The organism is Sporolactobacillus sp. CQH2019, assembly GCF_028765345.1.
Taxonomy (GTDB): domain Bacteria; phylum Bacillota; class Bacilli; order Bacillales; family Sporolactobacillaceae; genus Sporolactobacillus.
The window spans coordinates 215,981-242,129 of the sequence record NZ_JARAJZ010000005.1 but is presented as its reverse complement, the minus strand read 5'-3'; the positions used below and the strand labels follow the sequence as shown (position 1 = coordinate 242,129).

At 51.3% G+C, this 26,149-nt stretch carries 28 protein-coding genes and 1 riboswitch; of the genes, 8 read left to right on the top strand and 20 right to left on the bottom strand.

Annotated features, from left to right (window positions below; translation table 11 throughout):
• Positions 1-132: 132 nt before the first annotated feature.
• Genes OYT88_RS09295 through OYT88_RS09285 form a run of 3 tightly spaced genes read right to left on the bottom strand, consistent with a single transcriptional unit; the run spans position 133 to position 2,954 of the window.
• Entirely contained in the window at positions 133-933 is an 801-nt protein-coding gene (locus tag OYT88_RS09295; RefSeq protein WP_274399513.1) for an energy-coupling factor transporter transmembrane component T family protein, read from the bottom strand.
• Positions 875-2,377: an ABC transporter ATP-binding protein gene (locus OYT88_RS09290; RefSeq protein ID WP_274399511.1), complete on the bottom strand. Its 1,503-nt coding sequence runs from the start codon at positions 2,375-2,377 to the stop codon at positions 875-877. Before OYT88_RS09290 ends, OYT88_RS09295 begins: the two co-directional genes overlap by 59 nt.
• Positions 2,364-2,954 carry an ECF transporter S component gene (locus OYT88_RS09285; RefSeq protein WP_274399510.1) on the bottom strand — a complete coding sequence of 197 codons (591 nt, stop codon included), beginning with the start codon at positions 2,952-2,954 and terminating at the stop codon, positions 2,364-2,366. The genes OYT88_RS09290 and OYT88_RS09285 overlap by 14 nt, the downstream gene beginning before the upstream one ends.
• Positions 2,955-3,091: 137 nt before the next feature.
• A riboswitch (TPP riboswitch) is annotated at positions 3,092-3,189 on the bottom strand.
• 303 nt (positions 3,190-3,492) lie between these two features.
• Between OYT88_RS09285 and kdsA the strand changes: the two genes are divergently transcribed.
• The 4 genes from kdsA to OYT88_RS09265 all read left to right on the top strand — a co-directional run bounded on the left by kdsA (position 3,493) and on the right by OYT88_RS09265 (position 6,483).
• A complete protein-coding gene (gene kdsA, locus OYT88_RS09280) occupies positions 3,493-4,335 on the top strand; it encodes a 3-deoxy-8-phosphooctulonate synthase (RefSeq protein ID WP_274399508.1) in 843 nt (280 codons plus the stop codon).
• Positions 4,336-4,354: 19 nt separating this feature from the next.
• Positions 4,355-5,386, top strand: a complete 1,032-nt coding sequence (locus OYT88_RS09275; RefSeq protein ID WP_274399506.1) for a KpsF/GutQ family sugar-phosphate isomerase — start codon at positions 4,355-4,357, stop codon at positions 5,384-5,386.
• A 223-nt stretch (positions 5,387-5,609) separates the two neighbouring features.
• The gene (locus tag OYT88_RS09270; protein ID WP_274399505.1) at positions 5,610-6,170 is read left to right on the top strand and encodes a hypothetical protein; all 561 of its coding nucleotides are present in this window, start codon (positions 5,610-5,612) and stop codon (positions 6,168-6,170) included.
• A gap of 109 nt (positions 6,171-6,279) precedes the next feature.
• Complete coding sequence (locus OYT88_RS09265; protein ID WP_274399504.1) at positions 6,280-6,483, top strand: hypothetical protein; 204 nt, start codon at positions 6,280-6,282, stop codon at positions 6,481-6,483.
• A 21-nt stretch (positions 6,484-6,504) separates the two neighbouring features.
• Here OYT88_RS09265 and OYT88_RS09260 read toward each other — a convergent pair whose 3' ends face one another.
• Positions 6,505-6,873 carry a YppE family protein gene (locus OYT88_RS09260; protein WP_274399503.1) on the bottom strand — a complete coding sequence of 123 codons (369 nt, stop codon included), beginning with the start codon at positions 6,871-6,873 and terminating at the stop codon, positions 6,505-6,507.
• Positions 6,874-6,969: 96 nt separating this feature from the next.
• The gene (locus tag OYT88_RS09255; RefSeq protein WP_274399501.1) at positions 6,970-7,263 is read right to left on the bottom strand and encodes a hypothetical protein; all 294 of its coding nucleotides are present in this window, start codon (positions 7,261-7,263) and stop codon (positions 6,970-6,972) included.
• Between the two features lie 277 nt (positions 7,264-7,540).
• On the opposite strand from OYT88_RS09255, the gene recU reads away from it, so the two are divergent.
• Both recU and OYT88_RS09245 read left to right on the top strand, forming a co-directional pair.
• Positions 7,541-8,146: a Holliday junction resolvase RecU gene (gene recU / locus OYT88_RS09250; protein WP_274399499.1), complete on the top strand. Its 606-nt coding sequence runs from the start codon at positions 7,541-7,543 to the stop codon at positions 8,144-8,146.
• A gap of 130 nt (positions 8,147-8,276) precedes the next feature.
• Positions 8,277-10,604, top strand: coding sequence for a transglycosylase domain-containing protein (locus OYT88_RS09245; protein WP_274399497.1), 2,328 nt, complete (start codon positions 8,277-8,279; stop codon positions 10,602-10,604).
• A 103-nt stretch (positions 10,605-10,707) separates the two neighbouring features.
• On the opposite strand, the gene OYT88_RS09240 is transcribed toward OYT88_RS09245, so the two are convergent.
• The 13 genes from OYT88_RS09240 to OYT88_RS09180 form a co-directional block, all read right to left on the bottom strand.
• Complete coding sequence (locus tag OYT88_RS09240; protein WP_274399496.1) at positions 10,708-11,223, bottom strand: YpoC family protein; 516 nt, start codon at positions 11,221-11,223, stop codon at positions 10,708-10,710.
• Positions 11,198-11,884, bottom strand: coding sequence for an endonuclease III (gene nth, locus OYT88_RS09235; RefSeq protein WP_274399646.1), 687 nt, complete (start codon positions 11,882-11,884; stop codon positions 11,198-11,200). Before nth ends, OYT88_RS09240 begins: the two co-directional genes overlap by 26 nt.
• A 14-nt stretch (positions 11,885-11,898) precedes the next feature.
• Entirely contained in the window at positions 11,899-12,597 is a 699-nt protein-coding gene (locus OYT88_RS09230) for a DnaD domain-containing protein (RefSeq protein ID WP_274399495.1), read from the bottom strand.
• Between the two features lie 177 nt (positions 12,598-12,774).
• A complete protein-coding gene (gene asnS / locus OYT88_RS09225) occupies positions 12,775-14,067 on the bottom strand; it encodes an asparagine--tRNA ligase (RefSeq protein WP_274399494.1) in 1,293 nt (430 codons plus the stop codon).
• Between the two features lie 131 nt (positions 14,068-14,198).
• Positions 14,199-15,383: a pyridoxal phosphate-dependent aminotransferase gene (locus tag OYT88_RS09220; protein WP_274399493.1), complete on the bottom strand. Its 1,185-nt coding sequence runs from the start codon at positions 15,381-15,383 to the stop codon at positions 14,199-14,201.
• A 58-nt stretch (positions 15,384-15,441) separates the two neighbouring features.
• Complete coding sequence (locus OYT88_RS09215; RefSeq protein ID WP_274399492.1) at positions 15,442-15,918, bottom strand: cell wall elongation regulator TseB-like domain-containing protein; 477 nt, start codon at positions 15,916-15,918, stop codon at positions 15,442-15,444.
• 209 nt (positions 15,919-16,127) lie between these two features.
• Entirely contained in the window at positions 16,128-16,508 is a 381-nt protein-coding gene (gene panD / locus OYT88_RS09210; RefSeq protein ID WP_274399491.1) for an aspartate 1-decarboxylase, read from the bottom strand.
• A 3-nt stretch (positions 16,509-16,511) separates the two neighbouring features.
• A complete protein-coding gene (gene panC, locus OYT88_RS09205; RefSeq protein WP_443029707.1) occupies positions 16,512-17,384 on the bottom strand; it encodes a pantoate--beta-alanine ligase in 873 nt (290 codons plus the stop codon).
• Between the two features lie 319 nt (positions 17,385-17,703).
• Positions 17,704-18,696, bottom strand: coding sequence for a biotin--[acetyl-CoA-carboxylase] ligase (locus tag OYT88_RS09200; protein ID WP_274399487.1), 993 nt, complete (start codon positions 18,694-18,696; stop codon positions 17,704-17,706).
• The gene (locus tag OYT88_RS09195; protein ID WP_274399485.1) at positions 18,657-19,838 is read right to left on the bottom strand and encodes a CCA tRNA nucleotidyltransferase; all 1,182 of its coding nucleotides are present in this window, start codon (positions 19,836-19,838) and stop codon (positions 18,657-18,659) included. The genes OYT88_RS09200 and OYT88_RS09195 overlap by 40 nt, the downstream gene beginning before the upstream one ends.
• 89 nt (positions 19,839-19,927) lie before the next feature.
• On the bottom strand, positions 19,928-20,341 hold the full coding sequence (locus OYT88_RS09190; protein WP_274399483.1) for a methylglyoxal synthase: 414 nt from the start codon (positions 20,339-20,341) through the stop codon (positions 19,928-19,930).
• 154 nt (positions 20,342-20,495) lie between these two features.
• A complete protein-coding gene (gene dapB / locus OYT88_RS09185) occupies positions 20,496-21,305 on the bottom strand; it encodes a 4-hydroxy-tetrahydrodipicolinate reductase (RefSeq protein WP_274399481.1) in 810 nt (269 codons plus the stop codon).
• A 2-nt stretch (positions 21,306-21,307) separates the two neighbouring features.
• Positions 21,308-21,649 carry a nucleotide pyrophosphohydrolase gene (locus OYT88_RS09180; protein ID WP_274399479.1) on the bottom strand — a complete coding sequence of 114 codons (342 nt, stop codon included), beginning with the start codon at positions 21,647-21,649 and terminating at the stop codon, positions 21,308-21,310.
• Positions 21,650-21,915: 266 nt separating this feature from the next.
• On the opposite strand from OYT88_RS09180, the gene OYT88_RS09175 reads away from it, so the two are divergent.
• Complete coding sequence (locus OYT88_RS09175; RefSeq protein WP_274399478.1) at positions 21,916-22,782, top strand: YitT family protein; 867 nt, start codon at positions 21,916-21,918, stop codon at positions 22,780-22,782.
• 167 nt (positions 22,783-22,949) lie between these two features.
• A complete protein-coding gene (gene rarD, locus OYT88_RS09170; RefSeq protein WP_274399476.1) occupies positions 22,950-23,921 on the top strand; it encodes an EamA family transporter RarD in 972 nt (323 codons plus the stop codon).
• Between the two features lie 84 nt (positions 23,922-24,005).
• Here rarD and OYT88_RS09165 read toward each other — a convergent pair whose 3' ends face one another.
• Both OYT88_RS09165 and OYT88_RS09160 read right to left on the bottom strand, forming a co-directional pair.
• Complete coding sequence (locus OYT88_RS09165; protein ID WP_274399475.1) at positions 24,006-24,458, bottom strand: ferritin-like domain-containing protein; 453 nt, start codon at positions 24,456-24,458, stop codon at positions 24,006-24,008.
• Between the two features lie 105 nt (positions 24,459-24,563).
• Complete coding sequence (locus OYT88_RS09160; protein ID WP_274399474.1) at positions 24,564-26,114, bottom strand: amidase family protein; 1,551 nt, start codon at positions 26,112-26,114, stop codon at positions 24,564-24,566.
• Positions 26,115-26,149 lie beyond the last annotated feature (35 nt).

The window sequence follows — 26,149 nt, the reverse complement described above, 5'->3', positions numbered from 1 at the left end:
GGCGGCAATGAAAGGATAAGCTGCGTTCCGCTTTATGAAACAGGGCGCCTCATCGTCAGACGTTTGACGGATGGGGCGCCCTCTTGAGGCGGATACGGTTTATCCTGTTCATGCATTTGGAAATAAAGCATTTTAATTATCAATCACATCTGTGAACGGAGTCAGCGGCATCCAGTGAGAAAGCAGAAAACCGAGGGCGACCGTGCAAAGGATGACAACCAGAAAATACAGGTCATAACGGCTCCAGCCGATTTCGTAGTAGTAAGTCCGCGCTTCCGTCATCGAGAAGCGTTTGGCTTCCATGGCTACAGCCGTGCGCTGGGCGCGGCGTATCGACTGGGCAAGCATGGCCAGCGCATAGTGTTTCATCCTCTCATAGGCAGCCCGTGCCCCTTTCTTTTGCATCATGCCGCGGACGATCATTGCCTGGCGGATGTGAACGAACTCTTCGGCCATCATCGGCAGCATCCGGAAAGCCGCCAGACAGCCGTATGCATAACGGACGGGCACCTTAAGCTGCTGCATCAGCGAATAGAAAAACGGCACCGGCATCGTCGTCGAAGCCAGAATCATGCCGATCATTGTGAAGATAAAAGTTCTCAGGCCGATTAAAACGCCGCGGGCCAGACTCTCCTCGGAGATCATGATCAGATACCAGTGAAACAGGACGTGCGTGCCCTTGCCGAACAGAATCATGGCGGCCGTGCCCAAAAAAGAGACAATAAAGGTCAGAATGATCATCCAGAATGAAAATTTTGCCGGGAAGCCGTTAACCAGGAAATAAAGAATAAGAAAAAGGACGGTCGCCCAAATCATCGTGTTCAGATTGCGGACACAAAGATAGACAATAAAGAGAGCGGCGATGATCAGAAATTTAAATGAAGGATTGATCTTGAAAAACGGCTTGTCCGTGTTTGTCCAAAAATCCCCCATCTTCTTCCCCCTCCCTGCTTTCCTCTGCCGTCCGCCGTGAATCCGCGGCGAGATGCCCCTCTTTTATTTTCAGCACTCTCGTCGCAAAATAACGGACGATTTCCATTTCATGGGTGACCATAATCACGGTAGTCCCGCCTTGCTTCAGCCGCTGGAACAACTGCAGCAGCGCGAATGTGTTGCGGGCGTCCTGTCCGAATGTCGGTTCATCAAGGATGACTGCTTTCGGGTGATTAATCAGTGCCGATGCCACACTCAGCCTCCGCTTCTGACCGACTGAAAGCTGGAACGGATGCTGCAGCCGCTGATCTGCCAACGAAAATTGATCAAGCGCCTCGTTGACCCGGGTGTCGATTTCCCGGCTGTCCAGTTTCTTTAAAACGAGGCTGAGTCCCAGTTCGTCATCGACGCGGTCGGTTACAAACTGATATTCCGGATTCTGGAATACAAAAGCGACGTCGTCACGTGTATGATCGAGATGCCAGCGCACTTTTCCCTGATGACGGAGCAGTCCCATGATTCCTTCAATCATCGTGCTCTTACCGGCGCCGTTCTTGCCGATGACGGCGACCCATTCACCTTGGTAAACGGTCAGATGAGACAGAGAAAATCGGATTTTATGCTGACGGGTCACGGAAAAGTTATCGAGTTCGAGCAGGACATCGTTTTCTGAAGCCGCCTCCCGGTGGCCGGGCCCCTCCCTGATCAATCCCTGCCAGACGCCCGGATGCCAGATCCCGTATTCATCCAGTTCTTTCACATGTGTTTGCAGAATCTCGTCCTTTGCTCCGTCGGCAATGATCTGACCTCTCGGATCGAAAAGGACGACTCTGTCGATCAGATCGAGAACGTGACTGATTTTATGCTCGACAATGAGCAGTGTCCGATCCGCGCCGATCCGGCGCACAGTCTGCCACAGCTGTTCGGTGCCCTGCGGATCAAGCAGCGCGGTCGGTTCATCGAGAAAAAGCACGTCCGGTTCAAGGGCGAGAACGCTCGCTATCGCCAATCTCTGCTTCATTCCTCCGGACATCCGGCTGATCAGCCGATGCGGGCGATCCGGCTCAAGTCCGACCATTTTCAGATAATGCCGAATCAAATCCGGCATTTTTTCGCGGCTGATCCGCTGATTTTCAAGAACAAAGGCAATTTCTTCATCGGCATAAGGCATGCAGAACTGGGTGTCGGGGTCTTGAAAAATAAAGCCCCAGTTTTCCGGAAGTACGAGCTCATCCGCTTTCATCGGCAGTTCGATACTGTTCGGCACGAGCCCGGACAGCACCTGAAGCAATGTTGATTTTCCGCATCCCGAAGGGCCGAGCAGCAGCACCTTTTCCCCTCTTTTGTAATGAAAAGTCAGATCTCTGAAAAACATTTCTTTTTTCTTCGGAAAAGCAAGGCGCAGATTGGTGACTCCCCAGCAGCCGGGACTATTTAAGGGCATCGTAGTCTTCCTTAGACACCGGACGGATGAGATTGGTAACACCGGTCTTCTCCAGCGCTTTAACAAGGATATAGGGGAAGACGCCGGCTAAAAGCGCCGCCCCGATAATACGGAACCCGATGTTCAGAGTCAGGTTCCAGCCCGCGAGATCGGTCAGATAACCGTAAACAAGGTCAATCAGAAAAGACCCTATGGACGCGGCAATGCCGGAAAGAACGGCAACGGAGACTGTGAATTTTCGATAGCGCCACGCGGCGAAAATCAGCTCGGAAAAAATTCCCTGAACCACACCGTAATAAACGTTGATAATGCCGCCGCTTCCTGCGAACAGCATTTCGGCGATCGCGGCGGCAGTTTCCGCAAGAAAGGCGACACCCGGCTTGCGGATCAGCAAAGCGGCGAAAGGTCCGGCAATAAACCAGATGCCGTAGATCAGCGCATCGAGCTGCAGCCCGAGCGACTGCAGCATATCGTACACAGGCCCGAGCAAACGAAAAACAAGGCCGAAAACCAAAGAAACAACAATCGTGACCAGAATATCGGTCAGATTCAACTTGCGACTTTTACTTTTGCTCATCTATTCTTCCTCCTGTCTGCGTTCATCCTGATTTCTTTTCTTTCGGAAGCATCCGCTGCACAGTCAGGGTCGGAGAATGATTGAAAAACACGAAAAACCGCTTTCCTCTGTACGAAAAGAAAGCGGCAGCTGCCTGAATGATTTCAAAACCACTTTCCCACGCTGGTATTATCCAGATCAGGTCCAAGGGTCAGGGCCGTGCCCTTCTCAGCGGAATGCTCCCCTAGTGGACAAACGCATATTCATTTAACACTTTTAACGATACTCCCCCGCCCAATAATGGTCAAGATAAAACATTTATTTAATCATCCGAAAATGCAGTTTCCAAGCCCGATCGAAAATATTTTCATGATTTTTTAATAAAGGTTTCGTATCCTGAAAAAAAGGGAATAAAAAATCATACCCCCTCACCGGATTTTAACTATTTCAGAAACGAAAGGAGGAAATAATTTTCTTGATGCCCCGCTTTGTTTGTGATATTAAAGACAGGAAGAACTGGAAACGGGATCAAAAAATCGAAAAACCTGAGGTGATGTGAGTGAAAACGCTCCGCTTAAATGAATCGATCCGTTTTGGAAAAAACGATCCGTTTGTCCTGATTGCCGGTCCGTGCGTGATTGAAAGTGAAGATCTGGTCCTTAAAACGGCGGACACCATCCGGGAAGTGACCGACCGTCTCGGGATTCCCTTCGTATTTAAATCCTCTTATGATAAAGCCAATCGTTCGTCGATCTATTCCAAACGCGGTCCGGGTCTGGAAAAGGGACTCGAAATTCTGAATAAAGTCAAAGAAAAAATCGGCGTGCCTCTGACGTCGGACATCCATGAGGCCGATCAGGCAGCTCCTGCGGCCGATGTGCTTGATATATTGCAGATTCCCGCTTTTCTCTGCCGTCAGACCGATTTGCTGGTCGCTGCGGCGCGGACCGGGAAAATCATCAATATTAAAAAAGGCCAGTTTCTCGCACCGTGGGACATGAAAAATGTGATCACAAAGCTCGAGGAAGCGGGAAATACAAACATTTTGCTGACGGAACGCGGTGCCTCATTCGGCTACAATAATCTGGTCGTCGACATGCGGTCGCTTCCGACAATGCGCTCGTACGGCTATCCGGTCGTTTTTGATGCGACGCACAGCGTTCAGATTCCCGGCGGAAACGGCATATCGACAGGAGGAAAGCGTGAATTTGTCCCCTACCTTTCACGTGCCGCCGTCGCGGCGGGCGTGGACGCCGTTTTTATGGAAGTACATCCTGATCCGGATCGGGCATGGTCCGACGGGCCGAATATGGTGCCGCTTGAAAGTCTGGAAGAACTATTGAAACCGCTCCTGGAAATCGACGCTGTCGTCCGCAATCTGGATGCAGTGAAATACTATTAAAAGATAAGGAGGCCTGTCCATGAACCTGAACACCGAGAAAAGCAGAATCAACTACGTCATTGAAACGCGTTTGAAAAATACAGAAGCATACATGGATTCGTTCAGCCGGACATTCGATACGGAGATCCGGGAAGTGCTGAAGCTGAAAAAAAGGCTTGATCCGGAGATGATTCAGCAAGTGATTCGCCTGATTTTAAATTGCAGAGGCCGCGTTGTGATTACCGGTATGGGCAAGTCGGGAATCATCGGCAGAAAAATCTCATCGACACTTGCGAGTACAGGCACGCCTTCGTTCTTCCTTCATCCGGCGGAAGGGCTTCATGGAGATCTGGGCAGGATCACAAGAAACGATATCGTTTTGGCGATTTCCAACAGCGGCGAAACGCAAGAGGTGCTGCGGATTCTCCCATCGGTTCGGCGCATCGGCGCAAAGGTCGTCTCGATTACCGGAAATGCCCGTTCCACGCTGGCCGGGCTTTCCAATCTATCGATTGATACCGGAACGATTGCGGAGGCCTGCCCGCTCGGCCTTGCACCGACGTCGACAACGACGGCGACGCTTATACTGGGCGATGCGCTGGCTGTTGCCCTGCTGGACGTGCGTGATTTCAAGCCGGAAGATTTCGCTGTTTTCCATCCCGGCGGCTCTCTCGGCCGGAAGCTGCTGCTGACGGTCAAGGGCGTCATTCGCTCCATCAACAGGGCAAACCCGGCTGCTTATCAAAACGCCAAAGTCAAAGAAGTACTGTTTAAAATGACGGAAAGCGGCATCGGTGCAGTCTCCATCGTCAATGAAGAAAATCGGCTGATCGGCATCCTGACCGACGGCGACATCCGGAAAGCCTTATCAAACGGCAATATTTCATGGGATCAGCCGATTCGTCAGATTTACACGGCCGATCCGTATTTTGTGACGACGGACCAATTGGCCGCCGAAGCCCTGCACTTAATGGAAGAAAAGGACATCCATGTCCTCCCTGTTGTGAAATCGGGGGAAAATGAACCGATTGCCATCATCCGTATCCAGGATCTGACACGGATCGGACTTTAATCCTCCTCTGTCTCCGTCGCTCCTTTCGCAGAATGAATCACCGGCCGGGTTCAGTCCGCGAGATCATCGACGCAGGCACGTACAGCCGCTCTGTTCTTTGAAACCTACAAATTTACGGCTCCGGACAAAATTCCGGGGCTATTTTGCATCCGGAATGACGGATAATATTCGCGGCTTGCGCTCATTCTAAGAAAAGCTACTTCATGGAAACGGAGCGTTGCCAATGACTGTTTCATCGCGCCTGCTGCAAGTTTTTATTCTCGCCGGATTGATTCCGGCCTTCTGTTTCTTGTTTTCAGACGGGGCCGCGGCCCAGTCCCCTTTTCCGAAACAAATCATCGTGACGCAGCGGAATCCGGATTTGCGTTCACTTATAAAAACTTCGGATCTGATTGTTTATGCCCGTCTCAATGCCGGAATAAATAAATGGGAAACAGGAAGAACTGCGGCTCCGGGCCGGAAGCTCGTCAACTCGAGACAGATTCTTCATATCCGGGACGCTTACAAAGGAACGGCCTCCTCCCCTGCCTATCTTCTTTCAACGGGCGTCGAACCGCTTCCCAGGCCTGAAGATCCGCTAAATGCCGTCTATCCGGGACCGCTTGCGGACGGAGACTACGTCCTTTTTCTGAAACAATACAGCGATCGTTATTACTATATATTGAATGGCGGATTCAGCGCTGTCTATCCCGTCTATGGAGGAGAAATCATTGCCCTTTATGAAGGATTCAAGGAGCTGAACGGTAAATCGCCTGCGGAACTCAAAAATATTGCCGGTCGCTAACGGCGGCGCCGGCCGTTCTTTTGTTCTTTATTTTTTGGGGGAAAAACAGAAAGGAATAAAAAAGAGAGACAAGCCATAAGCTGAAATAAAAAATGCAGGGAGGCAGATTATGGCGAGGACGGCTGCGGCATCGCTTCACGAAAAACGCAGGGAATGGTACGGACGCTTGAAACAGCTTGCCGGACGGATGGAGCGGCTTCCGGCAGAAAGATCGTTTGAAACGATTGCTTCTATTATGTACTGGATGATCCTACTGTTCGGTGTTCCCTATTTCTTGTTCACACTTTGGTCTTTCGTTCGCTTAAACGGCTGACCAGGATCCGAAAACCTTGCTCTAGTCAATCTGTCTGAGCATGTTTTCTAAAACGTAATCAACGGCTTTGATCGTTTCAAAAAAACGGCGTTTGCGTGTATCCGTTTGAAATGCGGTGACGCAGACGATTGCCAGGTTGTCGTACGTATCCTTAATCTGTATCGGATAGACATATTTCGGCCTCCTGCTTTTCACCCAGTGATCGGCAAGAGGCCGCCATGCATCGATCAATAGCTGGACACGGTCGGCGAACGGCTTCACTTCGCCGTAAAAATCGGTTTTGTAGTCCGGTCTGTTGGTCCGATTCACAAATTGATCATAGGCTTCCCGGTTTTTTTCTTTCAACTCTGCGGTCAGCCGTCTCAGCCGGCTGTCCTCTTCTTCTTCCATTTCGGCCACCTCTTAAACAAATCCCCTTGTTAGTGTACCATGCGTACTGAAAAAAAACACTTACCGGGAATCAAAGAGATCGTCTGCCCCTCTTTTTCATTGCGGAACTTCTATTGACGATTCGGGCAGAGCCGTTCCTGCCGCCGTTTTACTGAAAGTATCCAGATTCTTTTCAAGACGATTGACAGAACGATTGATGTGTGCGATTTCGCTGCCGATCCGGAACAGTTCCCGGCGGCAGCTGCCGAACTGTTCGCCGATCATTTCCTCGGTTTTTCGGACCAGCTTGTTGTCCAGATGCTCCAGTTCCATTAACAGGTAGTCCATTTTATAATCCAATGCCTGTGCCGACAATCCTTTGCATGCCTCAACCGTTCTCAATCCGCTCATGAATCAACCTTCTTTCAGCTGTTTGTTTAAATTTTCTAGAGCAGATGGAGGAAACCCTGCCTGTCCGACAGAACTCGAACGACTCCGGCAAAACTAGTGAAAATTTGTACGACTTTAATCAATTCGTCATAATTTTAACGGAATGTATGTTCGTTTATACGTAAACTAGCACACGATTGGCGTTCGTTTTGGTATACTGTGGTAAAGATATTCCGATTCTTATCGAAAATTATAAGAAGTGATTTTTTGCGATTTTTTGGAAAGGAGCCTTTATCATTTGACATTCTTTTATCCGAATGGACAGCCGTATAAGGAATCGGGAAACCGCAGACAGCAAACGGCGGCGGATTCGGTTGTCTACGGCCATCGCGGCATGACGCTTGAAGAGGACCTGAATGCGGCCAATCAATACTACAGAGATGCGGACCGGGCGGTTATCTATAAAAAACCGACGCCTGTTCAGATCGTTCATGTCGACTACCCCAAACGCAGCGCCGCTAAAATAACCGAGGCCTATTTTCGCAAGGCCTCGACAACGGACTACAACGGTGTCTACAAAGGAAAATACATCGATTTTGAAGCAAAAGAAACGACGCACGCCAATTATATTCCTTTAAAAAATTTTCACAGCCATCAGATCGAGCATATGGAAAGGATCAAACGTCACGGAGGCATCGGTTTTATTATCGTCAGATTTACTCAGGCCGATGAAGTATATTTGCTGGACGCAGGAATTTTAGCTGAGTGCTGGAAAGTCTCGCAGCGTAAGGGCGGGCGTAAATCGGTGCCGAAAGCGCTGTTTCAGAAAAAAGGATTCCTCGTGCCGCAAAATTATGCGCCGCGAATTGATTACCTTCGCGTCGTGAATGATGTATACTTTTAAGTTGGTCATAATCTCCCGGGCCGCTCGAATAATATGAAGCGTAATACCCATGGGACTGGCTTTCCGGAAAGGTAGGATTTTTAGCATGGTTGAATATCACTCGCGTATGGAGAGACGGCGGTCAGCTGAAATGGAAAAGCTGAAAGCAAATAAGTCTCAGAAAAAAAATGGGAAGAAATCTTCGAAGGGAGGAGGCAAAAAAGGGCGATGGTTTAAGCGCATCCTACTCATTTTGTCTCTTATTTTCTTGTTTTTACTTTTGGCCGGCACGGTGACCGTGCTTGCGATCATTAAGAGCGCTCCGCCGCTGAACGCAGATGCGCTGCGCAATCAGGTATCATCCGTTATCTATGATCAGAACGGCAATAAGGCGACCAATGTGGATACCGGCCAGGACAGAATGTATACAAGTATCAACTCGATTCCGCTTGTGGTGCAGGACGCTTTTATCTCTACAGAAGATGTCCGTTTCTACCAGCATTTCGGGATCGACCCGATCCGTATTCTCGGAGCGACCGTCGCCCAATTTACGAACGGCTATAAATCGGAAGGCGGGAGCACGATCACTCAGCAGGTCGTGCGCAATGCGCTGCTGACACAGAATAAAACGTTTACAAGAAAGATTCAGGAAGCCTATCTCGCGATTCAGCTGGAAAAAAAGTACACGAAAAAACAGATTCTTGAAATGTATTTGAACGATATTTATTTGGGCGAAGGGCCGACTTACGGCGTGGCGGCCGCATCGGAAAAATTTTTCGGGCGCCCCATTCAGAATGTGACGCTGGAACAGGCTGCGATGCTTGCGGGAATGACACAGAATCCGGGTTACTACGACCCGATTCTCCACCCGGTTCAGGCAAAAGAGCGGCGTGATCTGGTCCTCGATCTGATGGCCAAATATAAGGCGATTACGCCGGCCCAGGCTGCCAAAGCCAAAAGTGTCCCCATGAAAGAAATGACCAAGGATCATCGGGACATTCCGGTCAGCAACAGAAAATACAGCTCATTCGTCGATTATGTCCGTAAAGTGCTGGTTAACGATCAAAAGCTGGTCACCGATAAACAATTTGATTCAGGCGGCCTGAAAATTTACACGACGCTGAATCCGTCCGTCCAGCAGCGGACGGAAGATGTGCTGAATAACAGCAATAACTTCTCCAATGTCCAGAAAAACTTTCAGGCCGGCGTGGCGGTGATCGATACCCAGACCGGAGCGATCCGTGCTCTCGGCGGCGGGCGAAACTATCAATATCTCAATACAAACTGGTCGTATATCAATACCGGCAGTGTCGGTTCGACGGCTAAACCCATTATGGATTACGGCCCCGCCATCGAGTATCTGAACTGGTCGACCAACCATCAGGTGGACGATACGAAAACGTATTATACACAGTCGGGTTCCCAGGGAGTGTCTGTTTCCGACTGGGACAACCAATACATGGGCAAAATGACGATGCGCCGGGCGCTGGCCCTGTCCCGGAACGCGCCTGCCGTCCGGACGATGCAGACCCTGCTCAGCACGCCGAACGGCGCTGCGGACGTTCGCTCGTTTGCAAACAATCTGGGATTCAATTTTAACAGCATCTATCAATCTTATGCGATCGGTCCCTTCTTTTCTTCGCCTCTGCAGATGTCGGGAGCTTACGCGGCATTCGGAAACAGCGGCGTTTACAATCAGCCGTATGCTGTGACGAAAGTCGTTTTCCCGGATGGCGAAGTGATTAATCTGAATCATACACGGCATGTGGCGATGCACGATTATACGGCGTATATGATTACCGACATGCTGAAAAGCGTCATGACTTCCGGAACCGGTGTCACTGCGGATATTCCCGGCGTGCCGCTTGCAGGCAAAACCGGAACACAGAACATCGACGACAAATACGCGCAGCAATACCAGATTTCACCGTACGATCAAAGCCACGGCGCGCTTGACGCCTGGTTTGTCGGCTATACAAGCAGGCTGACGGCGGCCGTCTGGACCGGTTACGATGTGAATCAGAACAAACCGAGCGACAGTAATTACGGAACCTTCCTGGGCCAAAATGAACAAAAATATTCGCAGATCATCTTCCGCGACATCATGAGTGAATTCATGCAGGGAGCACCCGATTTTACGCGGCCGGGCTCCGTGATCAATATCGGCGGCGAACTGGCCGTCAAAAATTCAAGCGAGGCTCTGAATTATCAGACCCAGCAGCAGAATCAGGCGGCAGATAAAAATAACAGCAGCTCGAGCAGTTCAAGCAGTTCGAGCAGCAGTGCGGCAAGTTCAAGCGTGCCGATCAGTTCAAGCAGCTCAAGCACGCCGATCAGTTCGAGCAGTCCAAGCAGCTCGAGCACGACTCCCGCTTCTAGCAGCGCTGGCTCTTCTTCAACCCCGCCTGCTGCGTCGTCAAAGCCGACGCAGCAAAATCAGCAGAACACGACTCAACAAAAGCCGTCGAGCGGACAGTAAAACAGACAGAAGCCGGCTCAGTTTTATTTACAAGTACTTATGAATGTGCATTGAAAGAGGACGTCCCATCGTCGGAAATTCGACGGCGGGACGTCCTCTCTTTTCATCCTTTTTTCTTGTAGACGGCAAGTTTTTTCTTCAGCTCTTCATCCAGCTGGTTCAGCTGGATGAATGAAAGATAGTGATCGGGCTGTTTGATGATATAGGAGAGCCTTCCCTCAATATTAAGCGGGGCATAGGGCAGACTGGCCACTGTTTTCATCAGATGCTGCGGCGACAGGCTGTCGACCGCCCTTCCCGATGACCAGACGGCCTGATCGATAAAAAGCGCCAGCGCCTGAATCATCGGCTTCTCTGCCCGTTTCCGGTCGCGGCTGCGGAACGCCTCGGCGATTCCGGCGCGTCTGTCGGGCCAGCTGCGATTAAAATCCCGCAACGGATCTTCCCACGGCCATGAAGAAAGCGACGAAGGCTTTTCAATAAACAGAATGTCGTAAAAGAAAGGCTGTTCCCTTCCGGCCGTACCGGCATCGGAAAATGTAACATGCGCTTCTCTTTCATAAAACGGAGGAAAGCAGAAAGATGCCGGTACATTAAGCGTCGTTTCGCTCTTCTGCAACAGCAAGGCCTCCTCCCCTCATCCGTATCCGTTTCCGTCCCTCCCTGCAGAGATCGAGCAGCGGGCACTCCGGGCACTTCGGGGCCTGCGCTTTGCAATGATAGCGGCCAAAAAAGATCAGGCGATGATGCGTTTCCGACCACTTTTCTCTGGGAACCCGCCGCATCAGCGTTTTTTCCACATCAAGGACACTGTCTTTCCAGCGGCAGATGCCGAGCCGCTTGGTCACACGTTCAACGTGCGTATCGACGGCAAGCGCCGGTTCTCCAAAGGCAACGGACACAATCACATTGGCCGACTTGCGGCCGATTCCCGGCAGCTTGATCAGTTCCTCACGATTCCGGGGCAGTTCCCCGCCATAATCTTCAATGATCCGCTCGCACATTTGCCGGATGTGCTTCGCCTTATTGCGGTAAAGCCCGATCGACCGGATGTCACTTTGCAATTCTTCCAGCGGAACGGAAAGATAGTCTTCAGGGACACGGTATTTTTCAAAAAGGCTCGCCGTCACACGGTTGACCAGGGCATCGGTGCACTGGGCGGAAAGCATGACGGCGATTGCCAGTTCAAAGGGATTGCGGTGATTCAGCTCGCAATGTGCGTCCGGGAACATCGCGGCGATCGTCTCAAGCACCGAGTCAATCTGGCTCTGATTCAGAATGGACTCCACCCCCCTCAGCCATTATCCAGCCAGTCATAGGCGGGCATTTTCGGATTTTTTTTCGTTTCGTTTTCCTTCCTTTGCCGCGGCAGCTGCTGGTGGCGTCTGATATTTTCGCCGTGCTCTTTTGCCTGGGCCAGCGTTTTGATTCCGTTCTTTTTCCAATCGAAAAGGATTCGGTCGATGTAGCGGAAATTCAGTTTGCCCGAAACAACCGCTTCACGAAGTGCGGCTTTAATCAGCTGGGGCGAATGATGATCCTCATCCGTCCACATCGCCAGAGACTCGCACTCGATCGGCGAGAGCGGACGGCCGAACTCACGTTCAAAAATCGTGTAAAGCGCTTTTTCGCCCTCTTCTTCCGCAGCCTTGCTTTCTTTGCCGTAGGCATAGCTCAGCAGCCTGTCCCAGAGCGGCAGAAGCGAATAGGCCTCGGAGTATATCTGGTTTTCCTTTTTCTGAACAATCGACAGGAATCCGTGCTGGATCAGGCGGCGAAGCATATCGGCGCACGCCGTCTCATCGAGAGTCATCCTTTGAGCCAGGTCGTCAAAGGTAGGAAAGTCATCACCTTTTATAATAAAAGAATGAACCTGAATCAGCATCATACATTCCTGTTCATTCAGTCCGATCGCATGATAATGTTCAATAAGCAATGCCGGAATATTGACATCGCCCTTCATCAGAAGATTCAACATGAACTTTTTATCCATATTTGACACCTCACGGACCATTATATCATGATTAAATTGAAAAAAAATAAATTCGGCACGGTTTCAGCGCTGCCTGCCGAGGCCCGGCCGCCGTTAAAGCCCTGTACATATAAAAAAAGCCGGTGAAAAAATCGATTGTGATTTTTTCACCGGTCCGTCTGTGATTGTTCCGTCCGCTCACGGATAAATGCGGTTCAGCAGTCTCGGGAACGGAATGGCTTCGCGGATGTGTTCCAGTCCGCAGATCCAGGCAATCGCCCGTTCCAGGCCTAATCCGAACCCCGAATGCGGTACGGAGCCGTATTGGCGAAGTTCCAAATACCATTTGTACGACGGATCGGTCAGATGGTATTGCCGGTAACGCTCCTCCATCAGCTTGAGGTCATCGATCCGCTGGCTTCCGCCGATGATTTCTCCGTAGCCTTCGGGAGCCAGGAGATCAGCGCAGAGAACGACCTCCTCGCGGCCGGGGACGGGCTTCATATAGAATGCTTTTGCCTTGGCGGGATATTCAGTCACGAAAACAGGGACATCAAAATGTTCGGCGATGGCCGTTTCATGCGGGGAACCGAAATCGTCGCCCCATTCAATGTCGTCAAACCCTTGCTCTTTCAAAAATTCAACTGCCTGATCATAGGTTATGCGCGGGAACGGTGCCTGGATCTTTTCGAGCTTTGCCGTGTCGCGGCCGATTGCCTTTAATTCAGGCCGGCAGTTTTTCAGCACTTCCTGCACGATGTATGCGACGTATTCTTCCTGAAGCTTCAGACTTTCTTCGTGATCCGTAAAAGCCATTTCCGGTTCAATCATCCAGAATTCGATCAGATGGCGGCGTGTCTTCGATTTTTCCGCCCGGAAGGCCGGTCCGAAAGAAAATACCTTTCCGAAGGCCATCGCCGCGGCCTCCATATAAAGCTGGCCGCTCTGCGACAGATAGGCGTCACGATCAAAGTATTTAGTACGGAACAGATCGGTCGTTCCTTCAGCCGAGCTGCCGGTCAGTATCGGCGGATCCACTTTAATGAAACCGTGATCATTAAAAAAATCGTACGTTGCCTTAATCACCTGATTGCGGATTCTCAATATCGCATGCTGCCGGCTTGATCTCAGCCAAAGGTGGCGATGGTCCATCAGAAATTCGACGCCATGTTCCTTCGGCGTAATCGGGTAATCGCTTGTAATCTGGATCGGCTCAAGCGACGAGACCGTCAGCTCAAATCCTGAGGGAGCCCGTTTGTCCTCACGCACGGTTCCTGTGATGTACAGCGAACTTTCCTGAGTCAGTTCCCCTGCCTCTTCCCAATCTTTTTCATTGACCTCATTTTTCAGAACGACACCTTGAATAAAACCGGTTCCGTCCCGAAGCTCAAGAAATTGAATTTTCCCGCTCGACCGTTTGTTCGCAAGCCAGGCTCCGATCGTGACTTCCCGGCCGATATATTGATTGACTTCAGCAATCGTTGCTTTCATTTTCGTAAAGACCCCCATGGTTCAACCCTGACAGATAAAAATATGAAAGGATTAGCGGAATTTAAGTATAAGAAAACCGGGACCCGGCCGCTGTCTGAGCCCTGACTCTGTCCCGTTTTCCTTTACCTGATTTATTTCCGATGCGTTTTAATAAAATGCTCCATTCTGTCCAGCGCTTTTTCGAATTTCTCGAGCGAGGTTGCGTAGGACAGGCGGATATGTTCCGGAGCCCCGAATCCCGCGCCCGGTACGACGGCTACCTTTTCCTCGTTGAGAAGAGCAGAAACCCAGTCCGAAACCTGATCGAAGCCGCAGGAACGGCTTGCCTCTTCAATATTGGGAAACAGATAAAAAGCTCCCTGCGGTTTCGCACAGACAACGCCCGGCAGCGCAATCAGCTGATCATAAACCGTATTCAGCCGTTTTTCGAAAGCCCGGCGCATCTTCTCGACACTTTCCTGAGGGCCGGTATAGGCGGCGATCGCCGCGTACTGGGACACCGATGCAGGGTTGGATGTGCTGTGGCTGGCAATATTGGTCATTGCCCGGATGAGTTCTGAATTCCCTGCGGCATAGCCGATCCGCCAGCCGGTCATCGCATGCGATTTGGAGACTCCGTTAATGACGACCGTCTGCGCCTTGACCCGATCGGAAATCTGGGCGATTGAACGGAAGGAATTTCCGTTATAGATCAACTTTTCATAGATTTCGTCTGAAATGATCAAAATGTTGTGCTCCAGACAATATTCGGCGATCGGCTTCAGTTCGTCATCGGTATAAATCATCCCTGTCGGGTTGCTCGGTGAGTTAATGATGATCGCTTTCGTTTTGTCCGTGACGGCTTTTTCAAGATCGCCGGCCGTTATTTTGAATTGCTGTTCCTGGGTTGTGGCAATAGGCACCGGCACGCCGCCGGCCAGTTTTACCTGTTCCGGATAGCTTACCCAGTAAGGAGCAGGGATAATCACTTCATCGCCCGGATTAAGAAGTGCCTGAAACAAGAGATACAGCACATGCTTCGCCCCGTTTCCGACGATGATCTCCGACGGCCTGTAGTCGAATCCCTGATCGCGTTTCAGTTTGCCGATGATCGCTTCTTTAAGTGCGGGCAGTCCCGCTGTCGGTGTGTACTTTGTATGCCCGGCTTTCACTGCGTCCATGGCTGCGTCGATGATAAAATCCGGTGTGTTGAAATCAGGCTGGCCGGCTCCGAGGCCGATCACATCATAGCCCTGGGCGGCGAGTTCGCCCGCTTTCGCCGTAATAGCCAGCGTACTGGAAGGCGTGATCGTTTCCACTCTTTTTGCTAACTGCATTGTTTTTCCTCCCTTTTTCCTGTTGCCAATTCTTCTTATTTTTAAATGAATATCGGAATTAAATATTCAGGATGCGCTGTGCTTCTTTGCCATTGTCAAAATTAATCGAGATATAGTTGTAATTGCCGCGGCTGTTCAGAAAAGTAATTTCCCAGATCGGCGTGGCCTGAATCGCGCCCAGACGGACAGAGAGAATCGTTTTCACATCCAGATGCATCCCTGCCAGAATCTGAAGGGCCTGCCGGCTCGTAATGCCGTTTTTCGCGATCCGCGTAAAGTAAGCGCCCTTGCCGTCCGGAACCCAGAAATACATCTGCACGCCATTTCTTGTTCCCCTGACAACTTGATAGGATTCCGAGCCGTTATAGTAGGCAACCGATTCAATCTTATCCGGATGGAACTGCCGTTCCGCTTTAGCCGCGGCCGTTCGGGCAAGTCCGTTTTCATAGTTCATATTGCTGTTGTACAGCTGCAGCGAACCCCAGCCGGCGACCAGCACCAGGGCAGGCAGGCCGATGATTATCCAATTTTTCATCTGATCACCCTTATTTTATGTATCTGCGGAACCGTTCTGCCTGTACAAAAAGAACGGAATGCCGCAGATTGAAGAAAATAGAAATTCTGAACGTTGACTCAGCGGTTTACCCAGTGCGTCATACTAAATCACACTAATCGTAAACATGATGAGCGGGAAATGCAAGACAGACAAAGAATTTTCTGTTACGGGATGATCTAATGTTTATTTTAAAGGAACTGCATCGGTTTCTCGCTGAGAAACTGCTTCACCTGATTGTGCTCATCCAGGAGGACAACGACCGGATTGTTTTCCGACAGTTCTTTTTCACTCATCAGAGCATAGGCCATAATAATTACAATATCGCCCTTTTGTGCCAGCCTTGCCGCCGCGCCGTTCAGGCAGATGACTCCGGATCCCGGCTTTCCGGGTATGATATAAGTTTCCAGCCGGGCACCGTTATTATTGTTGACGACCTGAACCTTCTCATTGGGAAGGAGGCCGGCGGCTTTCAGGATCGTTTGATCGATCGTAATGCTGCCGACATAATTCAGATCCGCGTCGGTAACCGTTGCGCGGTGAATCTTGCATCTCAGAAAGGGTCTCAGCATCTTTCAGACCTCCTCTTTCAATGCCGCAGTATTGCCGGTGACGTTGTCAATCAGGCGCGCCCGGGAGTAACGGACGGCACTGGCAATGATAAACGGTCCGGACAGCACGACCCCGTTTCTCTTCAGATCCGGGTAATTCAGGACATCGACGTAATCGATTTCAGCGAGCTTCAGATGGTCGCGGTAGTACAATCGCACGGCCTCCGCAATTTTTTCAAAATCCCGTTCTCCCTGCTTCAAAGCTTTCATGCCTTGCTGAAGCCCTCTTGAAAGTTCGACGGCTTCCTTTCTTTCATCGGCATTGAGCCGGACGTTGCGCGAACTGCGGGCGAGGCCGTCCGCTTCGCGAATGATCGGGCATGGGATCAATTTTATCGGAAAATGAAATGCCCGGATCAGGCTGCCGACGACCGCCACCTGCTGGGCATCCTTCATTCCGAAATAAACAGTATCCGGCTGCACGATATTGAATAGCTTGGTCAAAACGGTGGCCACGCCGTCGAAATGTCCCGGCCGGCTCTTGCCGCAAAGCACATCGGTTTTCTCATGGACGGTGACGGTCACCGCCGTTCCGTTCGGATAAACCGCGGACACATCAGGCAGGAAAAGTGCCTCCACGCCGGCCTCTTCGGCGAGCCGGGCATCACGCTCCGTATCCTGCGGATAATTGATATAATCCTCGCGGTCGCCGAATTGTGTCGGGTTGACAAAGACACTGGCGACGACACAATCCGATGTTTCCGCCGCTTTCCGAAAAAGCGACAAGTGCCCCTCATGCAGAAAGCCCATCGTCGGGACAAACCCGACGGTTTTTCCGGCCTTCTTCCGATCGCTGACAAACCGTGCCATATCCTCCGGCGATTTGATGCAAACGATTCCTCTTTTACGTACTGATTCCGACATCCTGTTTTCCTCCCCTTGTCCGGAGGAGGTCCGGTCCGGCGCACAGCCTGAAAATCAGGCAAGAAAGTCTTTATCCGGCGTCGCCGGCCCTCCGTCCATGTCCGTCAGCGGATCATGGCAGACTTTATTGTTTTTTTGCATCGCATCCCTTTCCTGTGTACCGCTATCCTGCCGGGACATGCAGCCCAAAAAGAGGAACGGGACGTAAATGCATCCCTATTATATCAAAACCGCCGCTTTTTTTCGCCACCGTCCGAATCTTTTACCTATAAATTGCCGAGATCGGACGGATTCATGGCCATTCAATATCCGCGGAATATACGCGAATGATCGCTTTGTCTGCGTTTTCCAGAAGCAGCACGCCGTCGTCGTTGATTCCGAGGGCGACGCCTTCAATCGTTGTTCCGCCGGGCTGCCTGACTTTGATCTTCTTTCCGAGGCTTACGGCCCGTTTTTCCCACATCGGCTTGATCGCCGGAAACCCTTCCCGAAGAAAAAGCTGATAAAGCTGCTCGAATTTCTGTAAGAAGGCCTGGACAAGGACGACCAGATTATAGTTTTTGCCAGTGATCGCTTTGAGCGATGACGCCTGCTGCCTGACGTCATCCGTCAAAGCACCGGGATCCGTATTGACATTGATGCCGATGCCGATCACAACAGCTTTGACAAACGTTGCTTCCGCCTGCAGTTCGGTCAGTATGCCGACCAGTTTTCTGCCCTCATAAATGATGTCGTTCGGCCACTTGATTCCGCATGAAATACCGGTCTGCTCTTCGATTGTCTCTGCAGCTGCAACGGCGGTTACGAGAGTCAGCTGAGGCGTGCGGGCGATCGGAAGGTTCGGCCTCAGAATCAGGCTCATGGCGATGTTGGTTCCCCGTGAAGACTGCCACGTATGCCCGAGGCGTCCGCGCCCCGCCGATTGTTCGTTGGTGATCACGACGGTGCCGTCTGCCGCCCCTTCATCGGCCAGCGCCAGGGCCTCTTTCTGCGTTGAACCGATTGTGTCAAAGAAACAAAGCGAACGGCCGATTGTCTCCGTCTTCAGTCCGGCCGACACGGCCGCCTCGTTTAATCCTTCCGGGGCGGCCACCAGTTTATAGCCGCTTTTCTGGATCGCCTGAATCTGATATCCGTCATTTTCAAGTTCTTTAATATGTTTCCAGACCGCCGTGCGCGAACAGCCGATCGATTCGGATATCTTTTGTCCCGAAAGAAAGCGGTTCTGATTTTCATAGAGCAGTTTCAGGACGGCTTTCTTTGTCTTTGCCATTCTTTGAACCATGATTCGATCTCCTCCGTTTCATTGGCCACGGATCCGGTAACCACCTGTTTTTCAAGCGCAGCCAGTGCTTCGGACAGCCACGGTCCGGGACGTTCGGAAGACCATTTTAAAAGATCGTTTCCGGTCACTGCCAGTTCCCCGCGCCGGTGTATCCTGCATCCCTGCCATAGACGGTCGATATTCCGCTCCATTGCTTCGAGCGCGCTGCGGTCCGTCCTGCCGAAAGCGGCCTGGAGCCGTTCCACCGCCCGGGCCAGTTCTCTGCCGGCATAATAGACGCGGACCGGATTCCAGCCGTCCCTTTTGCGGACCGCATCATATTTCTGCAATGCGGATACGCCTTTTTCTCTTGACCGCGACCAGTTCCATGCCCGGGCGAAGGCGTGCACATCATAAATCCGCAGGGCCGTCAGAAAGGCCGCCCAGCGCTCGGCATCCGTCTTCAGAAGCGAAAAGTGCACCTTTTCGAGAATCGTCCGGTCCGCGGCCTGTTCGAGAAAAGGCAGAGCGCCGATGCACCCGGTTTCAAAAAGCAGCCCGATCGCCTCATTCACTGCCTGCCCGGCCAGCAGTTTTGTCATCTCCTGATCTATTCGTTCCACGGAAATCTTTCTCAGAAGCGCTGCCCGATTCTTGAAGGCTTCCCGCTCCGCCTGTCCGAGTGCGAAACCGAGTTCGGAAGCGAATCGGATCCCGCGCATCATTCGGAGCGGATCCTCGGAGATCCGTTCCCCGGGACTGCCCACCGTGCGGATCATCCTGCCTGCCAGATCAGCTCGGCCGCCGAAGAGATCGATGACCCTTCCCGCCCGGTCCATCGCTAAAGCATTGATCGTAAAATCACGCCGCATCAGATCTTTTTTCAGTGACGTTTCAAAAACAACCTGATTCGGATGACGGTAATCATCGTATCCGCTCTCCGAACGATAGGTCGTCACTTCAAAGCTGGCGCCGCCGCTGAGAACGGCCACTGTTCCGTGTTCAATGCCTATGGGAACGGTCCGCTTAAATAAAGCGACAACGTCAGCGGGGTGCGCCGACGTTGCAATATCAATATCATGGACCGGGCGGCCGAGCAGATAATCGCGGACTGCACCGCCGACAACGTAGGCTTCGAACCCATGCGTCATCAGTGTATCCAAAACAGCGGTCGCCTTTGTAAAGGGAAACGACAAAAAAGACACCCCATTTTTCTTATTTACTGTGAGCCGGGAAATGCCGCCGGGACCCGTCATTTCTGTTTCTTTTTTTGATGTTCCAGTTCGCGCCAGTGAAATTCACCGCGCTTCAGGGCGTGCATCAGAATTTCCGCCGAAGCCATATTGGTTGCGAGCGGAATCTTGTATACGTCGCTCAGCCGCAACAGAGCATTGACATCCGGCTCGTGGGGCTGGGCTGTCAGAGGATCCCGCATGAAGATGACCATATCCATCTCGTTCGAAGCGATCATGGCACCGATCTGCTGATCGCCGCCGAGCGGTCCGGATTGAAAACGATGCACCTTCAGTCCGGTCGCCTCCATGACTTTCTGGCCGGTTGTGCCGGTCGCATAAAGTTCATGATTTTCCAGAATATACTTATAAGCAATCGCAAATTCAATCATTTCGGGTTTTTTCTTATCATGAGCAATAAGAGCTATTTTCATCGCGCGATCCATCTCCCTCGCCGAGACTGTTTGATAAGGGCGTTTCCGGACGCCGGCGAATCATGGTCCTTGTTTCCCTTTCGAACAGACTCTCTCGTATAGATTTGTCTTGACCTGCTGCTGTCTCGTCTTATAGTTATTTCGCAGCAGCAGGTTAATTCAAGATGTTTTCCAACCCGTAAACCAGTGAATCCAGAGACATGACCGTTTTAATGGCAAGCCCGACGCCGGTCATGAAAGATGCCCGGTCCGTCGAGTCGTGGCGCAGCGTCAGCAGCTCGCCCTTCCCGCCGAACAGCACTTCCTGATGCGCGATCAATCCCGGAAGGCGGACGCTGTGAATCCGCATGCCGTCAACATCGGCACCGCGCGCCCCCTTTAATGTTTCTCTTTCATCCGCCGCCCCCTGCTTCTTTGGATGCCGCGTTTTTTTAATCAATTCGGCCGTCTTCACAGCGGTACCGGAAGGAGCATCTTTCTTCTTATCGTGATGCAGCTCGATAATCTCGACATCGGGAAAATATCTTGCGGCCATCTGGCTGAACTTCATCACCAGCACGGCTCCGATGGCAAAATTGGGTGCAATGATCCCCCCCAGCTTTTTCCCGGCCATCTGTTTTTGATAGTCAGCCACTTCCTCATTGGAAAATCCCGATGTCCCGATTACCGGTCGCACGCCGTACTCAATAGCTGCCCGAAGATTCGCTTTACCGGCCTCGGGAGTTGTAAAATCAACCAGAACATCCGGTTCTATTTCTGAAAAGCAGGTGCCGATATCGCTGTATACCCGTGCATCAAGCTCCGGCAGTCCGGGCAGACTGCCCACTTTTTCTCCGTCATGACCGTGATCGACTGCCGCTGCTAAGGCAAATGCCGGTGCCGAGGCAATCATCCGGATCGTCTCCGAACCCATTCTTCCCCTTGGGCCGGCAACGGCTACACGAATCGGTCTTTCGTCCGTCATCCTTACTTCGCCCCTTCGTCTCTTTTCTTTGTCCAACGATCCTTGTCGCGTGTCCGGAACTTGTCCAGATCCCTTTCGAGTGCGGCGTCAAGATCGATATGTAAACGGTTCGCCATGCAGATAACGACGAACAGCAGATCGCCCAGCTCTTCTTCAACTGTTTTTTCAGCCTCTGTCGGCTTCTTTTTTTTCTCTCCATAGTAATGATTGACTTCGCGGGCCAGCTCGCCCAGTTCTTCCGTCAGACGGGCCATCAGTGCCAGCGGAGAAAAATAGCCTTCTTTAAACTGGCTGATGTAGCCGTCCACTTCTTTTTGAAGCGCCTCAATCGTTTTTTCCTCCACGTCTGACCCCCCGTTTTTTTCTCTTCCTTAATTGTCATTGCCGTGAAAAAAGAAAGATGCCCCTGAATGCTGCGGTTTATTCATTCCGCCGATGCCTTCTCTCTGCGTCCCGCCGCTCTTGCAAAAGAATCAAGCAAAATTATCATACCACTGTTTTCAGTCGATGAAAACGTTGCTTTTGCCTTCTGTTAAAGATGTTTGTTGAACGTTTCAGTCTGAACGCTTATGATTAGAATTGCAAACTTGTCTTGAAGGGTTGTGCACGCATGAAACTGAACCTGAAAATGAAAGATATTCTTTTTATTTTGCTGGGCGCCGCAATCTATGCTTTCGGACTTATCAATTTCAATCTGAAAAATCAGCTGGGCGAAGGAGGAGTCACCGGACTGGCTTTGATCTTTTATAATCTGTTCTCCATTGATCCCGCCTGGACCAATATTATATTGAACATTCCGCTGTTTTTTGCCGGCTGGAAGTTTTTCAGAAGGAATGAATTCATTTATACGCTGATCGGCACCTTTTCCTTATCTTTTTTCCTTTTTATTTTTCAGCATGTGATGACATTCAGCTTTGTGTTGAACCACGATCTGCTGCTTGCTGCTCTGTTCGCGGGTGTTTTTATTGGCGGCGGCCTCGGGATTATTTTCCGTTACGGCGGAACGACGGGCGGTTCGGATATTGTTGCCCGCATTACGCACAAAAAATTCGGCTGGGCCATGAGCAAGACAATGCTGGTTACCGATGCATCTGTCATTATTCTCTCGCTCGTTTATCTTGATTACCGGCAGATGATGTATACGCTCGTCGGCGTTTTCGTCGGATCGAGAATGATCGATGTGATTCAGAAAGGCGCGTACGCAGGGAAGGCCGTGATGATCTTTTCTAAAAAAAGCGATGAGATCGCCCGGAGCATCATCGCGTCGCTTGACCGAAGCGTAACGTTGATCGACGGCAAGGGGGGCTACACGCATCGCGAAATGAATGTACTCTATTGTGTCGTCAGCAGAAACGAAGTTTTCCGGCTGAAGAATCTGATCCAGGAAATCGATCCCGATGCGTTTGTCACGGTCAACGATGTCCATGAAGTCTTCGGTGAAGGGTTCACTTATGACAGGGCAAAAACAGAAGAGTAAAGTGGATGACGATTTTTATGTAGAGATCCAGGCGTCCGTTTTCTCCCGATCCCGATACACGTCTCCGAAATTCATCCTTTCCATTTTTAACCGGATCATCTACAATACTCCTATCATTCATTTTTTGCAGAGAAGAGGAACCACGTAAAAAGAAAGGATGCGATGATTTGGCAGACAAGGCGCATGTGACAGACAGAGGAGTTTCAAGGGCTGAAAAAAGGCAAAGGGCCGGAGCCGTTTATGCCGTTCTCGCCTATTCGCTGTGGGGCCTCTTGCCGATGTACTGGAAGCTGATCGATCAGGTTTCCGCTTTTGAGATTCTTGCACACCGTATTTTCTGGGCCTTTATATTTATGATCATTCTTTTAATTTTTTTAGGAAGACTCGGCGATTTTTTTCGCCGTTTCCGGTTTTTTCTTTCTCACCCGGCAAACCTGGTGCTGATTGTCGCTGCCTCGATTTTGATCAGTATAAACTGGCTCGTTTACATCTGGGCCGTGAATAACGGACATATTGTCGAGTCCAGCATGGGCTATTACATCAATCCGCTGGTCAGCATTTTGCTCGGCATCCTGTTTTTAAAAGAGAAACTGACTCCCTGGCAGATCGTCGCTTTCTTGCTGGCGACGGCCGGGGTCTTCATCCAGACGATCGAGTTCGGACAAGTTCCGTGGATTGCGATTTCTCTTGCCCTGACGTTCGGGTTTTACGGCCTGACGAAAAAGTTCATCCGGCTGGACGCGGTACTCGGATTGACTTTTGAAACGCTGATCGTCACACCGATTGCGTTCGTCTATTTGATCTATGCGCAGATGCAGGGAACGGCCGCCTTTGGCCACAGCCCGACTTTAACCACGGTTCTTTTGATCGGCACCGGCGTGGTAACGGCGCTGCCGCTGCTCTTTTTTGCCGAGGGCGCGCGGAACATATCACTGACGATGATCGGCTTTTTTCAGTATATCTCGCCGACGCTGACATTGATTCTCGGCGTGACGCTTTATAAGGAGTCGTTCTCGCAGGCTCAGCTGATTTCATTTTCCTTCATCTGGCTCGGACTCCTTGTTTTTTCCGTGTCGCCGTTCATGAAGCGTCGGTTATCGCCTGGGCGCCGTCCTTTGGGAACTCATCAGCATGAATGACAAAAAAACAGCAGGAGTGCAATAAAGGGACATGCTCGCCATGAGCAATGTCCCTTTATTCTTGATCCTAAATCCGGCTGACGGTCAGAACTTATTCAGTGTGTAAAAGTAAAGGAACCAGACGGCATGCTGCTGCTCGTCTTTCGCAATCCGGTAATAAATCGATCGTACTTGCGGATTCTGCGCTTTGTCCCCTGACTCAAGATAAAAGTCCACCGTGTTTTGTTCGTCTTCAATCGCATGGCGCAGCCCCTCGGGATACGTGTTCGGGCACATTTCCGTCTGATGCACCGTATACGCCTGCCCGGTCAGCTGAAGATACAGAGATGAGAAAATCCGGTAATGGCGGATCTCATCGTTCCGGATTTCCGCTATCTGCCTTTTTTCCCGCTCGCTTTTCGCTTCATTCATCAAGATTTCGTAACAATGAACGGCCTGATACTCACCGCTGATTGAGCGGGCGATCCGTTCAATCTGCGTTCCGTCCGCACCTTGTTCCGCCGTCTGCCTGAATTCCCCTTGATCGAAATTCATCATATTCTGAGCCTCCCAAGACTTTCTGGCTTTAGCAGTCTATTCTGGCTCGCCGAGAATCGTGTCTCGTCAGGCAGATGATGCAGAGAGATATCGGAGCATGCAGGCTCAGGATAAATCCGGTGCCTTGCGGTTTCTGGTCGCCTGTTCATAGCTGTAGGCCAGCTCGATCAGTTTTGGTTCATCGAAAGCCATCCCCGTAAAGGTGATTCCGACCGGTTCGCCTGCATCGGTATAACCGGCCGGAACGGTTATGGACGGATAACCTGCTTTAGCTGCGATATCGCTGCCTGTCGCATTAGCGAAAATCAAGGCATCGAGATGATAATTCTTCATGACCGCATCAATGCCCTCTTTTCGCGACAGCCGAATGTCGTCCGCCCGATCGATCAGATAGCGCTGTTCGCCAAGATCGCCGCTCGTGCGCTCGGACTTTTCCAGCACGGTTTGTCCGTATTTTAAGGCGGCATCGGCGTGCGCCTCGTTATAGGCAATGACGTCTTGGAGGCTGTGGACCGGGACATCGGCAGGCAGCTGTTCAAGGTAGCGGTTAAGATCCCATTTGAATTCCTGGTACATGACACAGGACTGCCTGTTCTCCAGTGCATCGGAAGAAGGAATGGCCACGGGATCGATCACGGCGGCACCCCTGGTTTTCATTGTCTCAAGTGCCCGGTTGATTATTTTCACCTTTTCGTCACTCAGCGATGCCGTATAGTGCCGGTCAATGCCGATGCGCGCGCCTTTAAGGCCGCCGCGCTTCAGAAAAACCGAGTAATCCTGCGGGATGTCGCCCCGGCTCCAGACCGTTTCTTCATCCTCTTCATCGACGCCGGTCATCGCATTCAGCAGCAGAACCGCGTCGCGGACCGTCCTGGCCATCGGCCCCGCTGTATCCTGGCTGTGAGCGATCGGAATGATCCCGCCGCGGCTGACGACGCCGATCGTCGGCTTGATCCCGACAAGCGAATTGGAAGAAGCCGGGCTGAGAATGGAACCCGAAGTCTCCGTCCCGACTGCCGCTGCCGCGAAGTTTGCGGCAATCGCCGCGCCCGGACCGGAGCTTGAACCGCCGACATCGAACGAAGCGCCGTAAGGATTCAGGACTTGTCCGCCGAGCGAGCTGTAACCGTTCGGCATGTTTTCCGCCATAAAATTAGCAAACTCCGTTAGATTGGCCTTTCCAAGAATAATCGCCCCTGCTTCCCGCAGCCGTTTCACGACAAAAGCATCTTCTTCGGCGATATAGTCGGCCAGGGCGACCGAACCGGCAGTTGTGTGCATCTTGCCCGCCGTACTCAGATTATCTTTTACAATTACAGGGATGCCGAAAAGGGGGCCGACGTTCGGCGTGACCGTTCGTTTCACATCGCACGCCTCGGCGTCGTGCAGCGCATCCGGATTCAATTCAAGCATCGCATTCAGCTTCGGCCCTTTCCTGTCAAAATGTTCAATCCGGTCCAGATAGATCTGGACCAGATCTGTGGAAGTTATTTGCCCGAGTTTCAGTGCTCTCTGCATGGCACTGATCGTGGCTTCTTCGATCGCAAACGGTCTCCGTTTAACCACCTCTCTGCGGACGAACATGCCTGCGGTCAGTACGGCCGCCGTCGCGCCCGTCAAAGCAGCGGCGAGTGCAAATTGTTTCTTTTTGGACATCGTGTTTCACTCCATTAATCAAAAAGTCTCAACTC

What these genes read in the sequence shown, in the direction of transcription:
- OYT88_RS09295 (WP_274399513.1), bottom strand. Translation starts at nt 933, where the DNA reads ATGGGGGATTTTTGGACAAACACGGACAAGCCGTTTTTCAAGATCAAT.
- OYT88_RS09290 (WP_274399511.1), bottom strand. Translation starts at nt 2,377, where the DNA reads ATGCCCTTAAATAGTCCCGGCTGCTGGGGAGTCACCAATCTGCGCCTT.
- OYT88_RS09285 (WP_274399510.1), bottom strand. Translation starts at nt 2,954, where the DNA reads ATGAGCAAAAGTAAAAGTCGCAAGTTGAATCTGACCGATATTCTGGTC.
- OYT88_RS09275 (WP_274399506.1), top strand. Translation starts at nt 4,355, where the DNA reads ATGAACCTGAACACCGAGAAAAGCAGAATCAACTACGTCATTGAAACG.
- OYT88_RS09270 (WP_274399505.1), top strand. Translation starts at nt 5,610, where the DNA reads ATGACTGTTTCATCGCGCCTGCTGCAAGTTTTTATTCTCGCCGGATTG.
- OYT88_RS09265 (WP_274399504.1), top strand. Translation starts at nt 6,280, where the DNA reads ATGGCGAGGACGGCTGCGGCATCGCTTCACGAAAAACGCAGGGAATGG.
- OYT88_RS09260 (WP_274399503.1), bottom strand. Translation starts at nt 6,873, where the DNA reads ATGGAAGAAGAAGAGGACAGCCGGCTGAGACGGCTGACCGCAGAGTTG.
- OYT88_RS09255 (WP_274399501.1), bottom strand. Translation starts at nt 7,263, where the DNA reads ATGAGCGGATTGAGAACGGTTGAGGCATGCAAAGGATTGTCGGCACAG.
- OYT88_RS09245 (WP_274399497.1), top strand. Translation starts at nt 8,277, where the DNA reads ATGGAAAAGCTGAAAGCAAATAAGTCTCAGAAAAAAAATGGGAAGAAA.
- OYT88_RS09230 (WP_274399495.1), bottom strand. Translation starts at nt 12,597, where the DNA reads ATGGATAAAAAGTTCATGTTGAATCTTCTGATGAAGGGCGATGTCAAT.
- asnS (WP_274399494.1), bottom strand. Translation starts at nt 14,067, where the DNA reads ATGAAAGCAACGATTGCTGAAGTCAATCAATATATCGGCCGGGAAGTC.
- OYT88_RS09220 (WP_274399493.1), bottom strand. Translation starts at nt 15,383, where the DNA reads ATGCAGTTAGCAAAAAGAGTGGAAACGATCACGCCTTCCAGTACGCTG.
- OYT88_RS09215 (WP_274399492.1), bottom strand. Translation starts at nt 15,918, where the DNA reads ATGAAAAATTGGATAATCATCGGCCTGCCTGCCCTGGTGCTGGTCGCC.
- panD (WP_274399491.1), bottom strand. Translation starts at nt 16,508, where the DNA reads ATGCTGAGACCCTTTCTGAGATGCAAGATTCACCGCGCAACGGTTACC.
- OYT88_RS09200 (WP_274399487.1), bottom strand. Translation starts at nt 18,696, where the DNA reads ATGGTTCAAAGAATGGCAAAGACAAAGAAAGCCGTCCTGAAACTGCTC.
- OYT88_RS09190 (WP_274399483.1), bottom strand. Translation starts at nt 20,341, where the DNA reads ATGAAAATAGCTCTTATTGCTCATGATAAGAAAAAACCCGAAATGATT.
- dapB (WP_274399481.1), bottom strand. Translation starts at nt 21,305, where the DNA reads ATGACGGACGAAAGACCGATTCGTGTAGCCGTTGCCGGCCCAAGGGGA.
- OYT88_RS09175 (WP_274399478.1), top strand. Translation starts at nt 21,916, where the DNA reads ATGAAACTGAACCTGAAAATGAAAGATATTCTTTTTATTTTGCTGGGC.
- OYT88_RS09165 (WP_274399475.1), bottom strand. Translation starts at nt 24,458, where the DNA reads ATGATGAATTTCGATCAAGGGGAATTCAGGCAGACGGCGGAACAAGGT.
- OYT88_RS09160 (WP_274399474.1), bottom strand. Translation starts at nt 26,114, where the DNA reads ATGTCCAAAAAGAAACAATTTGCACTCGCCGCTGCTTTGACGGGCGCG.